Origin of the sequence: Brevibacillus borstelensis, from assembly GCF_003710865.1 — a bacterium.
Lineage (GTDB): Bacteria > Bacillota > Bacilli > Brevibacillales > Brevibacillaceae > Brevibacillus > Brevibacillus borstelensis.
In genome coordinates this window covers 17,484-32,249 of record NZ_RHHO01000053.1, presented here as the reverse complement: position 1 = coordinate 32,249, position 14,766 = coordinate 17,484, and the positions used below count along the sequence as shown (strand labels likewise).

Annotated in this window: 16 protein-coding genes and 1 pseudogene; 16 read left to right on the top strand and 1 reads right to left on the bottom strand. The window is 47.3% G+C overall.

Features of this window, described 5'->3' with window-relative positions:
• The first annotated feature begins 379 nt into the window (after nt 1-379).
• A complete protein-coding gene (gene ltrA / locus EDM54_RS22725) occupies nt 380-1,723 on the top strand; it encodes a group II intron reverse transcriptase/maturase (protein WP_023555181.1) in 1,344 nt (447 codons plus the stop codon).
• A gap of 92 nt (nt 1,724-1,815) precedes the next feature.
• Here the strand turns inward: ltrA and EDM54_RS22720 are convergent.
• Nucleotides 1,816-2,217, bottom strand: a pseudogene (locus EDM54_RS22720) (response regulator transcription factor); the annotation flags it as partial.
• A 211-nt stretch (nt 2,218-2,428) separates the two neighbouring features.
• Between EDM54_RS22720 and EDM54_RS22715 the strand changes: the two are divergent.
• From EDM54_RS22715 to EDM54_RS22650, 15 genes are all read left to right on the top strand, one after another.
• Nucleotides 2,429-2,644, top strand: coding sequence for an SHOCT domain-containing protein (locus tag EDM54_RS22715; RefSeq protein ID WP_115311194.1), 216 nt, complete (start codon nt 2,429-2,431; stop codon nt 2,642-2,644).
• Nucleotides 2,645-2,712: 68 nt separating this feature from the next.
• Nucleotides 2,713-3,735 (top strand): DJ-1/PfpI family protein, encoded by a 1,023-nt coding sequence (locus tag EDM54_RS22710; RefSeq protein ID WP_122958834.1) that lies wholly within the window; start codon nt 2,713-2,715, stop codon nt 3,733-3,735.
• 43 nt (nt 3,736-3,778) lie between these two features.
• Nucleotides 3,779-4,423 (top strand): DUF2306 domain-containing protein, encoded by a 645-nt coding sequence (locus tag EDM54_RS22705; protein WP_122958833.1) that lies wholly within the window; start codon nt 3,779-3,781, stop codon nt 4,421-4,423.
• The gene (locus EDM54_RS22700) at nt 4,420-5,190 is read left to right on the top strand and encodes a DJ-1/PfpI family protein (RefSeq protein WP_122958832.1); all 771 of its coding nucleotides are present in this window, start codon (nt 4,420-4,422) and stop codon (nt 5,188-5,190) included. The genes EDM54_RS22705 and EDM54_RS22700 overlap by 4 nt, the downstream gene beginning before the upstream one ends.
• Before the next feature lie 344 nt (nt 5,191-5,534).
• Complete coding sequence (gene trxA / locus EDM54_RS22695) at nt 5,535-5,849, top strand: thioredoxin (protein ID WP_036623452.1); 315 nt, start codon at nt 5,535-5,537, stop codon at nt 5,847-5,849.
• A 24-nt stretch (nt 5,850-5,873) separates the two neighbouring features.
• On the top strand, nt 5,874-6,776 hold the full coding sequence (locus tag EDM54_RS22690) for an NAD(P)/FAD-dependent oxidoreductase (protein WP_036623451.1): 903 nt from the start codon (nt 5,874-5,876) through the stop codon (nt 6,774-6,776).
• A 110-nt stretch (nt 6,777-6,886) separates the two neighbouring features.
• The gene (locus tag EDM54_RS22685) at nt 6,887-7,795 is read left to right on the top strand and encodes a class I SAM-dependent methyltransferase (protein WP_122958835.1); all 909 of its coding nucleotides are present in this window, start codon (nt 6,887-6,889) and stop codon (nt 7,793-7,795) included.
• Nucleotides 7,796-7,873: 78 nt separating this feature from the next.
• Nucleotides 7,874-9,259, top strand: coding sequence for a DHA2 family efflux MFS transporter permease subunit (locus tag EDM54_RS22680; protein WP_036628256.1), 1,386 nt, complete (start codon nt 7,874-7,876; stop codon nt 9,257-9,259).
• A gap of 122 nt (nt 9,260-9,381) precedes the next feature.
• Nucleotides 9,382-9,783 carry an Rrf2 family transcriptional regulator gene (locus tag EDM54_RS22675; RefSeq protein ID WP_036623450.1) on the top strand — a complete coding sequence of 134 codons (402 nt, stop codon included), beginning with the start codon at nt 9,382-9,384 and terminating at the stop codon, nt 9,781-9,783.
• Nucleotides 9,784-10,058: 275 nt separating this feature from the next.
• Nucleotides 10,059-10,172, top strand: coding sequence for a hypothetical protein (locus EDM54_RS27510; RefSeq protein ID WP_488168263.1), 114 nt, complete (start codon nt 10,059-10,061; stop codon nt 10,170-10,172).
• A 25-nt stretch (nt 10,173-10,197) separates the two neighbouring features.
• Nucleotides 10,198-10,365: a type II toxin-antitoxin system HicA family toxin gene (locus tag EDM54_RS22670; RefSeq protein ID WP_074048767.1), complete on the top strand. Its 168-nt coding sequence runs from the start codon at nt 10,198-10,200 to the stop codon at nt 10,363-10,365.
• 39 nt (nt 10,366-10,404) lie between these two features.
• Nucleotides 10,405-10,689: a type II toxin-antitoxin system HicB family antitoxin gene (locus EDM54_RS22665; RefSeq protein WP_213509925.1), complete on the top strand. Its 285-nt coding sequence runs from the start codon at nt 10,405-10,407 to the stop codon at nt 10,687-10,689.
• 320 nt (nt 10,690-11,009) lie between these two features.
• Entirely contained in the window at nt 11,010-12,476 is a 1,467-nt protein-coding gene (locus EDM54_RS22660; RefSeq protein WP_122958831.1) for a spore germination protein, read from the top strand.
• Between the two features lie 15 nt (nt 12,477-12,491).
• On the top strand, nt 12,492-13,676 hold the full coding sequence (locus EDM54_RS22655) for a Ger(x)C family spore germination protein (RefSeq protein WP_122958830.1): 1,185 nt from the start codon (nt 12,492-12,494) through the stop codon (nt 13,674-13,676).
• A complete protein-coding gene (locus tag EDM54_RS22650; protein ID WP_122958829.1) occupies nt 13,673-14,764 on the top strand; it encodes a GerAB/ArcD/ProY family transporter in 1,092 nt (363 codons plus the stop codon). Before EDM54_RS22655 ends, EDM54_RS22650 begins: the two co-directional genes overlap by 4 nt.
• Nucleotides 14,765-14,766 lie beyond the last annotated feature (2 nt).

Below are 14,766 nucleotides of genomic sequence, written 5' to 3'. Positions count from 1 at the left end.
GAGCAAATCAGAAGGCCGTAACATAAAGTGAAGCCTGCAGCCTCGTTCAGAAAGACCATCGAGAGGTGGACAAAGGGAAGCCGCGCTTGTTTCATCTGGGTGAAGGCCAAGGACGGTGTGGAGAACTTGGAATACAGCACCTATGAATCCCTCGGGGTATGGGGAGCGGTATTTTGAGAAAGTAGTTAACGGAACTGGGGAGACCCTACTCTGCACGCCCCGTCAGGAGCGTAAAACGGAAACCTATAACCGTAAGGGAAGTGGTGGATGGCAGAGAGGGAGTCGGAGGGGTTCATAGTACCGATGAACATAAGGACAACACAACCTTATGGAGGGAAGGAGCCCTGCTTTGTTCACGGGTCGAAGGAGGTAAGAGTGAGTGAATGCAAGTAAACTTGCTAACTACACCAATGTAAAAGCTCGACAACTTTGGACAACCCTATATCTTTGTGCCAAGGAAAATCCAAAACGGCGATTTCATGCTCTGTATGACAAAGTGTACCGGCCAGATATTCTTGCGGAAGCGTGGCGTAGAGTTCGAGCCAATAAAGGTAGCGGCGGGATAGATGGACAGACAATTGAAAGAATCGTTCAGGAGTATGGGGAAAGTAAATTTCTCAACGAAATTTATCTCGACCTGAAGGGTAAGCAATATCATCCATCTCCTGTGCGGCGCACGTACATCCCGAAAGCGGATGGGAAACAAAGACCGCTTGGTATCCCGACCATCCGAGATCGTGTTGTTCAGATGGCAACCAAGATGGTTATTGAGCCTATCTTTGAAGCCGATTTCAAAGATTGCTCATACGGATTTCGTCCCAAACGAAATGCCCACCAGGCGATTACACAAATCAAGAAAACCAGCAGGACGGCCTCCTGGGTAGTCGATGTAGACATCAAAGGATACTTTGACAACATTAATCAGGAAAAGCTCATGAAGCTAGTAGAGAAAAGGATTTCTGATCGCAGGATACTAAAGCTGATTCGGAACTGGCTCCGTGCGGGCGTCATGGAAGATGTACAGTTTCATGAAACCGAATGGGGCACTCCGCAAGGAGGGGTAATCTCTCCACTGTTGGCAAATATTTATTTGGACTACATGGACACGATTTGGGAGAAGCAATTCACTCATCTTGGGAAGCTGATCCGATATGCGGATGATTTTGTAATCATGTGTAGATCGAAACAAGACGCTTTGGAAAGTATACAAGTCATAAAAGCGGTACTAAACAAACTGGACCTTACACTTAGTAAAGAAAAGTCTCGACTGGTTAATATCTGGGACAATACCACGGGCTTTGACTTCCTTGGTTTACACCATCGAAAATTTCCCATTCTTCTCAAGGGTGGAAAGAAAATGTACGTCATGTCACACATTCCGAGCAAGAAGGCTATGAAGGAAATGAGAAGGAAAATCAAAGAGTATACCAAACCGCGCAACAAGTTGTACTGGTCACTAGACGAGCTGATACAAGGGCTGAATCGAAAACTTCAAGGTTTCAAGAATTATTACTCACTTTCACCCATAGGAGCTAAGTGGTTATGTCGCATCGACTGGTATGTTCTGACAAGACTTGTGCTCTTTAACAACAAGAAAAGGAATAAACAAGCGAGACATGCGCGGATGAGAGAGATAGCAAAAGCTACAAGAGGAATTCTTGTGAAGCTTGCCGTACGCGATAACCGAATGCCAAGGAAAGAAGAACATCGGAAAGCCGTATGAGGGAGAACCTCACGTACGGTTTGATGAGGGGGAACTGAAAGGAGTAAGGCGACCAAACGGTCGCCAGAAAACGTCAGTTCTCTACTCTACAAATCCAAGATTCTCTCACTCATTTGCAGTTGGGAAACAGAACGTCGTAGTACAGCTTTTATCCTGGCTACAATTTCACCGGGTGAAGCGGTTTTGACAATATAATCATCGCCGCCGAGCGTCAGGCCGCGAATCTTGTCCACATCGTCGCTGCGTGCGCTCAAGAAAAGGATCGGAACGTTACTCTTCTCCCGAATCCGGCGACATAACTCAAACCCGTTTTGACCCGGCATCATGATGTCAAGAACAATACAATGAATGGAATTCTGCTCAAACAATGTCCAAGCTTGAACAGAATCGCAAGCGGTTATAACGCGATAATTTTCATACTCTAAAAAGTCGCTCAATAGTTCAACAATGCTTTGATCATCGTCTACAACCAGTATGGTACTGATTTCACTCATGAATATCCCACCTTTGAAAACTAGTTTATCATTTAACCCCATGCAACAAACAGAACCACCTAATTTGTGATGATTTGTTTATTGTTTTGTGACCTTTATACAACTTCATTTGAGATACTCGTTTGTTACGATACTTCTTGCCGAGTCGGACAGCAAATATCGCGAGTTAGGGCCCGTTCTACGCAAAAACGGATGAAGGAGGTTGACAAACTTGGAATACGGAAGTTTCTCATTTTTTCCATTCGGTGCTCTATTTTGTCTTACGCTTTTTTCTTTTGTCGCAATTCGAATTTATCTGATTCGTCATCGCTACAGAGATTCCAATCCAAAAGACCGTGACATCGCATTGATTCTAAAAGGTCGGATGGCGAGTGGTGAAATCGACGAGAAGGAATATCACAGGCTGAAGGATCTTCTGACAAAATAACTTTTCCCTGATACGATCCGCAGGTTCGAGGATCAATCTATTGACTTTGAATATGAGGAGGTTTATGGATGTTAACGGTTCAAGTCGTGCTTTTTGATGGCTTTGACCTTCTGGATGCCATTGCACCTTACGAAGTTTTTTGTGCCGCGGCAATGTATGCTGAACACGCGTTAAGCGTAGAATTCGTTACCGCTGAAGGGCCGAGATCCGTCACCAGCGGCATCAACGGGTTAAAAATTGAAGCGAGTGGCAGACTGAACCCGGAACGAACAGGCATCATTCTTGTACCTGGCGCGTCGGGCGACGTCGAAGGAGATGGGCCGAATTCGCCCCCAGCCATTCTGTCGCGGGCACTGAATACCGAATTGGTTGAAATGATTGAGCAAGCACTCGGGCAAAATGACATCATCGTTGCCACGGTTTGCGGCGGTTCCCTGTTACTGGCCATGGGAGGGCTCTTGGAGGGCAGACCGGCGGTAACGCATCATCTGGGCATGAATGTACTTGGAGCAACCGGAGCCATTCCCGTCCCGGCACGCGTAGTGGATAGCGGCAATCTGGTTACTAGCGGCGGCGTTACTTCGGGACTCGATGCAGCGCTGTATCTGGTGGAACGCGAGCTTGGACCGCGTATCGCGCACGCGGTAGAGCAGCTGTTCGAATATGAACGGAGAGGAACGGTCTGGCGGGAAGAAGGAAGGGCGCCTAGCTCTCACAAGGCAGAGACCGACGAAGAAACGAACAATACGGGGATGATTTATGATACCTCGGAAATCAAATTACCCGGAGAATCTGAATTCGACGGGGATTGGGATACGACAATTGCTACGCCTGTTGGGAAACTGGAGGTCAAGCTCTCCATTTCCATAAGGAATGGGTTGATCCAAGGCCAGGCCACACAAGGGGATGAAACGGTCGAGTTTATAAACCCCTTACTTCAGGACAATAAGCTTACCTGGTCGCTGCGCGTCACGAAACCTATGCGGTTAAATCTAAAATTCGAAGTTATCGTGCGTGGAGATGACATGATTGGATTCGCCAGGGCCGGCATACTGCCTGCATCCAAATTAACAGGCAAGCGTGTTACCTAACCCATAAATGCGAATTGGCAATTAAAATGAGGGGATGGATCGCATGAAGGAGTGGAAAATATCATACGGACTTTTGGCCTGCATCAGTATTCTATTTATCCTTTACGCTTTGGTGGCCAATTTTATTATCGATCCTGGAGCCAAGGCGTTTTTAAGCCATAAAATCGGCCTGAAGTGCGAACTAAATCTTCCAGTCTGGATCAACGTTATGCACGTTCATGTTGCGTTTGCCTGCATCGCCATGGCGACGGGGGTGCTGAACTTCTCCAACCGCGTCTTTGAAAAAAGCCGCAAGCTCCACCGTATAAACGGCTACGTTTATTTAGTATCCGTCCTTCTTGTCGTGCTTACTTCCGGATATATGGCTCCTTATGCTACCGGAGGAAAAATAAGCAGTATGGTGTTCAACGCTCTTAATCTAATATGGCTGTTTATCACCATTACGGCGCTTGTACAAATCAAAAAGAAACGCATCATTCGGCACCGGAACTGGATGATCCGAAGTTACGCCTTTTGTTTTACGAACATGACAATTCATCTCATCACCTCCCTTTTTTATCAGGGATTTGGTCTCATTTACGCTACCAGCTATACAATTGGCGTTTACGGCTCTATTGTGCTGCTGTTGATCATTCCTAACATCATTATCAGAAATATCAATCGATCCAGAAAGGCAGTGGTAGGATGAAAAAAATTATGGGAGTACTCATGTCGTTTGTACTAGTTCTATGTCTAGTTACCTCTGCAGCAAGTGCGAATTCAAAAGAAAATAATGATCCATTCAAAGACAAAAGGATGCATGTTCAAATCGTCTTGTTCGATGGTTTCGATCTGCTGGACGCATTAGCACCATACGAAGTATTCGCTGCTGCGGGAATGTTTTCAAACGGAGCGGTTACTGTGGAATTGGTTTCCGCAGAAGGCAAGCGTTCTGTCCCGAGCGGTCTGAACGGGCCCGCTCTCGAAGCGCAAGCTGCATTAGACCCCAAGCGTCCTGGAATCATTTTGGTGCCCGGGGCTTCGGGCAAGCCAGCGGGAAATTCGGAAGATGCCATTCCAAATATATTAAAGAAGGCCATGATGACGGGCTTGTCGGAGAAATTGAAACAAGCTTTTAACAATGAGGAAGTTATTGTAGCTACAGTATGCGGTGGTACACTGCTGCCTGCGATGGGAGGTTTGTTGAAAGATAGACATGCCGTTACCAATCAAATAGGCATGGAAGCGTTAGGAGCTCTCGGTGCAATTCCGATTGAAGCAAGAGTCGTTGAAGATGGTCCTCGCTTCGTAAGCGGGGGAGGCGTGACTTCGGGTCTTGATGTGGCCTTGTATTTGGTTGATCGTGAGTTAGGTCCTCAAATCGCGAATGCTGTAGAACAGTTATTCGAGTACGAGAAAAGAGGCACGGTGTGGCGAGCGGAAGGCATTGCGCCGATCCATTTTGACGAAAACTAATACCGATCCGATAAGAGCAACAGCGGCAGACTAGGATGCAAAAGACCCTAGCCTGTCCGCTGTTGTTGGCTCGATCACAGGCCAAAAGAATGCAACTGGCCTTGGTTTGGCTAAATTTTCATGAGATTGACTTGCATCTTATACAAAAAAAGTTATCATAGATACATGAAGTCTTTAATTTGAAATGGAGGAGTGCTATGAAAATTCACAAGCAACTGATTATGCGTTTGAGGTGATGTTCTATTTTTTAGTGCAACAACGCCGGACAAGATTACAAGACCCATCTTATGACAAATTAAAGATATTATATATCCATAGTATATTTAATCGAAAGGAAGATCACGATGGCTATTCAACATGCGAAAGATTCTACTTTTAATGAGATGGTGCAAACGGAAGGTATAACAGTAGTGAATTTTTGGGCCGCTTGGTGCGGTCCATGCAGAATGTTTGCACCTGTATTAGAGGAGTTTGAAAGGGAAGCAAATGATTCCATTAAAGTCGTTAAAGTTAATGTAGACGAAAATCCGGTAACCTCTTCACAATTTCAGATTATGAGCATCCCGACAACCATTATATTCAAAGATGGACAGCCTCTATATAAAGAAATAGGCATATTGTCGAAAGGTGAACTGCAGCAGCTTGTTGGCTCCAAATAAATCAACAAAAAAGGGGAGATTCTTTTGATTTATGATTGTGCTATTATCGGCGGAGGCCCGGCAGGACTCAATGCGGCTCTGGTACTTGGGCGGGCCAGACGCAGTGTTGCGTTATTTGATAACAGCCAGCCCCGAAATGCGGTTACACATGCCTCTCATGGATTTATAACAAGAGACGGTGTGACACCCGCCGAGTTTAGGCGTATTGCATATGAGGAGGTTCTGGGGTATCCCTCCGTTGAACTTTTACCTTGGGAGGTAACCGAGATTCACCGGACTGATCACAGGTTCGTCGCCGTGGCGTCAACCGGAAAACGGATTGAAGCACGCAAATTACTGATCACCACTGGACTTAGGGAGATTTTCCCGGATATTCCAGGTTTGCGTGATTGTTATGGAACAAGTTTGTTCAGTTGTCCCTACTGCGATGGTTGGGAGCTTCGAGATCAGCCGCTAATTGTTGTTTCCGAGAACTCTGGAGTGTTTCATATGGCCAAGCTGCTCTATACCTGGAGTAAAGATCTTGTGGTTTGTACAAATGGGCATGCGGTTCTGGACAACGATCAAAAACAACTGTTGAAATCCAGAAACATCGAAGTGGTTGAACAAGCAGTAACGATGTTTATCGGTCATGAGGGGAAATTGCGGCAGGTGGAATTTGCAGATGGCACGCGAATCGAGAGAACGGGAGGATTCATTACACCGGAATGGAAACCGAAGGCGTCTTTTCAGGGTTCGCTTGGTTATGAGGTAAATGAGTTTGGCGGTATCGCCACAAATGAGTGGGGCAAAAGCTCGGTTCCAGGTGTGTATGCCGCCGGGGATGCAGCTTACGTCATGCCTTCCCAGTTGATTTATGCCGCAGCAGGCGGAAGCAAAGCGGCGATTGGCATCAACATGGAGCTGACCGAAGAGGATTTCGTTTAGCTCTAAGTGGACATGTCCTTCTCTTGGGGAAAAGTTTCTTAGAGAGAAGGACTTTTTTCAAAAGTCATAAGTGTAATGACTGCATCAAACAGAAAGGGATGAAGAGGATGATGACGAACGATTTTTTTAATGATGCCGTTTGGGAAGCAGCTTGGAAGAAGGATCCAGATACAGCGATTAGCAAAATGAAAAAAGTTGGAATTGATCCAGCACATACTTTTGACCATAGGGCAAAGTCATTTAACGAGCAGGCGTTTAGCGAAGAAGGCAGGCGAAGAACAAAACGGATAATGAATTGGCTGGAAAGTCAGGGTGTGACATTTAAAGATACCTCCATATTAGACATTGGAGCGGCCTCAGGCGGATTTACAGTGCCGTTTGCGGAGAGAGGGGCTAGTGTTACTTCTGTGGAGCCTAGTCTTCCATTAGTTGAGCTCTTGAAAAGTAATATAACGGGATTAAAGAACGGGAATGTAGAGATTGTGGCTGAGCCTTTTGAAGACATTGATATTCAAGCAAAGGGGTGGGAAAAAGCCTTTGATTTCGTATTTGTCTCCATGTGCCCGGTTATTATCGATTGGGACAGTGTGGAGAAAGTGCTGAGCTGCGCACGACAGTATTGCTATATCAGCCTGTCTGTCGGCTCCAGGGAGCACAGTCTGGTGAAAGAGATTTGGCCGTTGGTCACTGATCAGCCCATGAAAATGGAACAGTTGGAGATGGCTTATTTGCTCCATTTACTGTATCTCAAAGGGTATTCCTATCAGTCGCTCGTAACCCGGGAAATGAAATCTACAGAGGTACCTAGAGACACGGCGCTCCAGGAGGTGATGGAATGGCTGAGAATCTTCGGTTTGCCTGCGGACGACCAGAACAGGAAAATCATAGCCAATTATTTGGAACGGACCTATCCGACGGATAAGGTTGTCATCCAGCAGGGTGGGCGTTTTGGCAAGGTGCTTATTCAGTTGAAGGATCAGAGCATGTACACCGGTGTCCAAGAATTTTCCCATAAGTAATTTCTTTAACTATATAATGGACAAAAAATATCTGTAATATCTACAAACTGGAGTGTCTGTAGTAAATTGAGGAACGTTATGAAAAGAAAACCTGTAATCATTGTCGCATCTCTAATCGTCGCGAATTTTTTGGCACAACTCATGCAAACCATGCTGAACACGGCTTTGCCACAAATGATGCTTGACCTTGGAATCCAGGTCAATCGGGCGCAATGGCTGATCACCGTCTATCTTCTGGTTTCTGGAATTGTCATCCCTGTGACGGGATTCCTGATCGGAAAATACTCGACGCGAACCCTGTTTTTCGCATCCGCTGGGGCCTTTACGACAGGGACGCTAATTGCCGGCTTCTCCGTCGACTTCACATTGATCCTAAGCGGACGAATTATTCAGGGGATTGGCGCCGGATTGCTGGTACCGGTGTTCCTGAATACGATTATCCTAGTGTTCCCAAAGGAAAAACTCGGGGCAGCGATGGGACTGGCCAGTCTCATTGTGGGACTCGCCCCTGCACTGGGGCCGACGATTTCCGGCTTCGTGATTCAACATCATTCTTGGAGAATCTTATTCTATGGGGTGGCGCCCATAGCGATCGCGAACCTGTTTGTCGCCTATTATTGCTTGGAAAACGTTTGGGATACGCATAAAGCGAAATTGGACTGGAGATCGATTCTTTATTCAAGTTTGGGCTTCGGCAGTCTGTTGTATGGATTTAGTATCCTTAGCGATCAGGGAAAAGGGATTCAGCTTGCGCTGACCTTCCTTATCGTGGGATTCGCACTGTCGTTTCTGTTTGTGAAGCGCCAATTCAAACTGGCCGTCCCTTTGCTTGATTTCAACGTATTTCGTTACCCGAGATTTACTTATGCATCGATTATAGGCGTAGTCCTGTTCATTGTGATGGCCGGGGTGGAACTGCTGCTCCCGATATATGCACAAAATGTCAGGGGACTACTGCCTAGAGAATCGGGGCTAATGCTGCTCCCAGGTGCATTGCTGATGGGGGTGTCCGGAGTGGTATCGGGTAAAATCTACGACCGTTATGGCGGTCGCTATTTGATTCGGATCGGCTTCTTCGGGATAGCCGCCGTAACGGCTCTATTAACGATAGCGCTATCGATTCACGCTCCGTATGGTCTGTTGGTAGGGTTATATGCGTTGCTTATGACCGGGGTCGGTTTTATGATGACCCCAATTACTGCTTTTGCCATGGCGAGCTTGCCGAATTCGATGATGAATTACGCTTCGCCGATGACCACGGCCATACGTACATTGGGCATGTCAATGGGCGGGGCACTGCTCATCACCCTGGTGACAATTACCGCAGATTATAGCTCATTCTCTTTTCCGATCAATATGCATCAAGGAATTCAAGCCGCGTTTTGGTCACTAGCCCTCGTTGCAGCGAGTGGTTTTCTTCTTACTTTCTTTGTTCCATATGGTAAAGGTTCAGTGGAATCGTAGGTCTTGGAGTGTTGCCAGTTACAACGAATAAAGGAGTAATAAGGGAGGCGATATTTGACATAAGCCAATATAAAAAGTTATTATGGGCACATAAAGTCCATAATTGAGGTGAACATCACGTTATGAAATTTTCTAAAGCGACAAACTATGCTCTTCATACGATGCTCTTTCTTGCCGCATTCCCGCCGAACAAACTTATCGGCGTACAGCAATTGGCGGAGAGACAAGAGGTTTCTCCAACGTATTTATCCAAAATCCTTACCAAGCTGGTCAAGGCAGGAATGATTGAATCGACTTCAGGAGCCAATGGTGGATATCGCTTAAAACGGAATTGGGAAGAAATCTCGTTTCTCGACGTGATTCATGCCATTGAAGGCTCCGCCTCCTTATTCGACTGTGAAATGAATCATGGATCAGAGTGTTTAGTTCAGAAGGTGATGGTATCGGCTGAAGAGAAAATGGAGGACTTTTTAAAAAACCAAAAATTATCTGAGATTGCTAAGAAAATGACGGTAGTTCTTTGAAGAAAAACTGTTTTTATGAGAATGGTTTATTTTATTAAACCGTTTGGGAAAAGCATGAAAGGAAGATATACAAACGGCATTGAACAAGATTGTGCTGCGTTAGATTGATACCATTGTCCTCTCGACCGCATCGATGTCGCGAAGAAGAGCTCTCGATATACCTTAATGGTGAATCGAGAGCTCTTCTTTTGCATATTCGGAAACTTGTCGAATGCAGGAGCCTGGAGGGTCTGGTTTAATTCGTGAAATGATGGGTCAGGAATCGGGATGATGGACTGAAAAATAAAGTATTAGACGGGAAAGCACTCGTCCCTATTCTTCCTCCGCAGGATAAATTGCCGACGTTCGGACAATATCGTTACTGGTTCAAGACTTGGAAGATACCTTAAAAAGGCGGATTAGTTTGCGTTCTCAATTGACAAATATAATAGTATTTGTTACCGTGGATTTTTCTCGGGAAGTCATCACCAGTTCAAGCACCCAACCCAAAAGGGACGAACAACCGTCAAACATCCTGACAAAGACATTCCCGTTCCTACGCTCAAAAGCATTGAACGGCGGTCGGGGTTAAAGTTTGAATAGCCCCGGCTCCCTCCCGACCATTCAAAGGAGGTATCCGACATGAAGAAGCCGGAGCGATATTTCTACCCTGCCGTTTTCACTTATGACCCCGGCAAGGAAATCGCTGTTGTTTTCCCTGATCTGGATTGCGCGACAAGCGGAACGGACGATCACGATGCGCTTTTGTCCGCGCGGGAACTGCTCGGCATTGTCCTGTACGGGCTGGAAGAAGATGGCGAACCTATTCCCGCTCCAACGCCGCTTTCCCAGATTCAAACCACGCAAGCGAACGAACGCGCTGTGCTGATTGATGTCTATATGCCATCTATCCGCAGGCGCAAGTGAACCGTTCTGTCAATCGGACGGTCACGCTTCCGGCTTGGCTGAACGCCGCCGCGCTGGAGAAGGGCATTAACTTTTCACAGGCACTGCAATCCAAGCTGATGCAGGAATTGGGCATTGATCGCGTGAACGATGCGAAGTGCTTCCTACACAGTCACATTCGCACTCCCGGCGCAACCTTTCCCGGCTTGGACGTTTTCTTGAATGTCTCGTATGGATTTCACCTCACGATAATTTGCAACAGCATAACTGCCAATGGAATAAGAATCCACCCAATAGGAAACAATGATAATGATGAGATGTGAGAATCTGGAGGTTCGTCGATGGCAAGAAAAAAACAAAATCAATCGATCAAGAATGATTTTTTCGGAGACATTCAATCAGCCCTCGGGTTACCCCCGGACTTGGTCTGCCGATCCTTGTTTGTCCAAGGGGAACAAACCGTGCAGTGCGTATATCTGGAATCGATGGTCAATAAAAAAACGATTGACGAATATATTTTGAAATCGTTCACGGAAAATACGTTTTCCGAAGGGGAAGCGCCTCTTTCCGCCGAAAGCGGTTTTTTGCGCGAATTTTCCTTTTCCGATCCATATGAACAGTTGCGGGAACATGCCGTAAAAGCTCTCCTGGCAGGCCATTGCGCACTAACCGATTTTTCAAGGGAGCGCGTTTGTCTCATCAATGTGACCGAATCCAAACAACGCTCCATTGAAGAACCGAAGTCGGAATCGACCATTCGCGGGCCGCACGAAGGCTTTACGGAAAGCATTCTGACCAATGTGGGGCTTGTCCGCAAAAGAATCCGCAACCCATTCCTCCGGTTTGATAAAATGAACATCGGCAATCAAACCGGGACGACTTTGCTTATGGTGTACATGGAGAACCTCGCCCCGGAATCGCTGGTCCGGGAAGTGCGCGGCAGATTGTCAGCCATCCGGACGGACAGTGTGCTGGAAAGCGCTTATGTGGAGGAATTCATCCAGGACCGGATTTGGTCTCCTTTTCCGACGCTTACCAACACCGAGCGCCCAGATATGGTAGCTGCCCAGTTGCTGGATGGTAAAGTGGCCGTAATGGTGGACGGAACGCCCAACGTCCTGCTTGCCCCCATGACGTTTTTCGAGTTTTTCAGTTCTCCTGAAGATTATTATCAGCGGGCGGACATCGCCACGTTTATTCGCTGGATTCGGTTGATTTCCTTTTTTACGGCCGTGTTCGTCCCTTCCTTGTATGTCGCGGCCACGACGTTCCATCAGGAACTGATCCCGCCCCAACTTCTGATCAGTTTGTCCGCCCAGCGGGAAGGGGTTCCCTTCCCCGCCATCTTCGAAGTGTTGTTAATGGAAGTCGTGTTTGAAATTATCCGGGAAGCGGGGCTGCGTATGCCGCGGGCGGTCGGACAGGCGCTTTCGATCGTGGGGGCGATTGTACTGGGGCAGGCGGCGGTGGAAGCCGGTCTCATTTCCGCCGCGATTGTCATTGTCGTAGCCATAACCGGCATCACCAATTTTGTCGTTCCGGTTTACAGCTTTGGCATGTCACAACGCCTGCTTCGCTTTTCGTTCGTGCTGTTGGCCGGCTTTATGGGCCTTTTTGGCATTTTATGCGGTGCCCTGTTTCTGGTTGCCCATCTGGTGTCGCTTAAGTCATTTGGCGTTCCTTACTTCACTCCCGCTTCCCCGTCCATAGGAACCGATTGGAAAGATGTGTTGGTGCGGCTGCCCCGGCCCTGGCTGGATCCGAACGGTCTGCCCGGATATATTCGGAATATGAAGAGAAAAAGGTAATCTGGAGGAACAAACATGACCAACCGGTATGCAGCGGGTCTGTTCATCCTGATGATGTTTACCGCCCTGCTTACGGCTTGCTGGGACAGGACGGAGATGAACGAACTGGCGCTGGTCAGTATGGTGGGGGTGGACAGCGACCCGGAGAGCGACAAAATAACCGTGTATTACCAGATCATCAACCCGCTCAGCGGCACTTCCGCCAAAGGTACGTCGGGAGGCGAACAAGCCCCTGTATACACTTACGAAATCAGTGGATCGTCTTTTGGAGAAATCAAATCTACGATTTACAAAATGTTGCCGCGCAAGTTATTTATGGCCCACTGCAAGGTGCTGCTCGTTTCCCAGCGGGCCGCCAAACAAGACATGCGCGATATTGTCAACTTTATCGAAATGCAACCCAACGGCCGCTCGTCGGTCCCGATGCTGATCGTCGACGGACCGTTATCTCAGGTCATGAGAACATTAACTCCCCTGGAGCGGGTGCCGTCTGACACAATCGATTCCAGGGTCGACCTGCTGATCCGGAATTCGCTCCTAGTGGGAAAACAGATCAAGGTCAGTGATGTGATTGAACGGATGGAAAAGTCAGATACGATCGTATTACCGTTGATCACCGGAATGACAGAGGCACCTTCTTCCAACAGCGGGGAAAGGTCGGCGGATATCGACGCCAATCAAAACAACTTTATCATCCGAGGCGGGGCGGTTTTCCGTGATTATCGCATGGCGGGCAAACTGAATGATACGCAGCTGGTCTGGTACCATTTGCTAAATGGCGATCGAGGTCGCCACGTGCGACAGTTTCAGGTGGAAGGAAAACAGGTATCCGTGGAATTGAGACTGGTTCGCATAAAACGTGAGGTCTTCTGGAAATCCGATCAACCTGTCGTTCGGATCCGCTTGGACCTCGAACTTTCCACTGCCTATACAATCGAGTTCGTCCCGAAGTCTCGGAACGAGGTGGAGAGACTTGAAAACAGACTGAATCAGATCATAGCAGACGAGTCGCTTGCTTTCTATCAAATGATAAGGGAGCGTGGCTGGGATCTGTTAAGCATCAACGACTTGTTGCGCAAACAAACGCCAAATCATCCGGATATCGACCAAGCGGCGAAAAATGCGCAAATTGAGATTCGTGCAAATACCCGGCTGCTCCGAACGGGAAGCATGAGTCAACCTTATGGAGGAACAGGATGAAGCCAATGATTTCCCGATTCCAGTTTTATCTGCTGACAATCAATTATATCCTCGGAACCACCCTTTTCGTGCTGATCGGGCGGCTGGTCGTACAGGCGGGACAGGATGCCTGGCTCATGCCCTTGTGGGCAGGAAGTTTTGGCATACTCGTCGGTCTGTTCTGGATTTTTCTTTTCCGATATTACCCGGGCAAAAGTCTGGTGCAAATCCCGCTGGAAGCTTGGGGACGTTCTCTGGGAACGCTTGTTTCCGTCCTGTATTTTCTTTATTTCTGTATTTTGGCTGGATGGGTTCTTCGAAATTTAAGCGATTTTTTAAATGGAACCATCATGCCGGAGACGCCGAAAACCGTTTTTCACGTCATGTTTTTGCTTGTCGCCTTTTACACGGTCGCTCAGGGGACGGAAGCCATCGGACGATTAAATCAAATCATCACTCCGTTTTTGTTCTTCCCGTTCTGGTTTGTTCTGTTGCTGGCAATGGTGAACTGGGATTGGGGAAGACTTCAGCCAGCTTTCCATTCCGACCTGGGTGCCATTTTGCAATACCATTCCTTTTTGGGCTTTCCCTATATGGAAACTATTGCGCTCACGATATTGTTTCCGCTGGTCAAACAGGGGGCAACACGCCCCTTTTTGCTTGGGTTGATGACCGCTTCCCTTTCTCTTAGCATGACCTTGTTTATGATTATCGGTTTATTAGGAGTGGAGAGGGCGTCACAACTTACCTTTCCAGTGTATACGACCGTGCAGGAAATTTCCATCGGAGAGGTGATCGTCAACATCCATTCCATTATCTCCGTTATTTTACTGATTCTGATTTTTATCAAGCTGTTGGTACTCGTTTACGGAGCTTCCGAAACGCTGCGTCAAGTATTTCGTCCAAAAACCCGGTGGCCTCATTTTCTGGGTTTGACGATTTTGTTGTCGGCGACCGCCTTGTCCATCTATGAAAACCCGATCCAAAACGAGGAATGGGATGAAAAATATACATTCATATATGACAGTTTCTTTGTTCTACTGATCCCCTTTTTGTTGCTAGTGACAACATGGGTCAAACGCACGTTCGAGAAGCGAAAAGGAGGATGAAT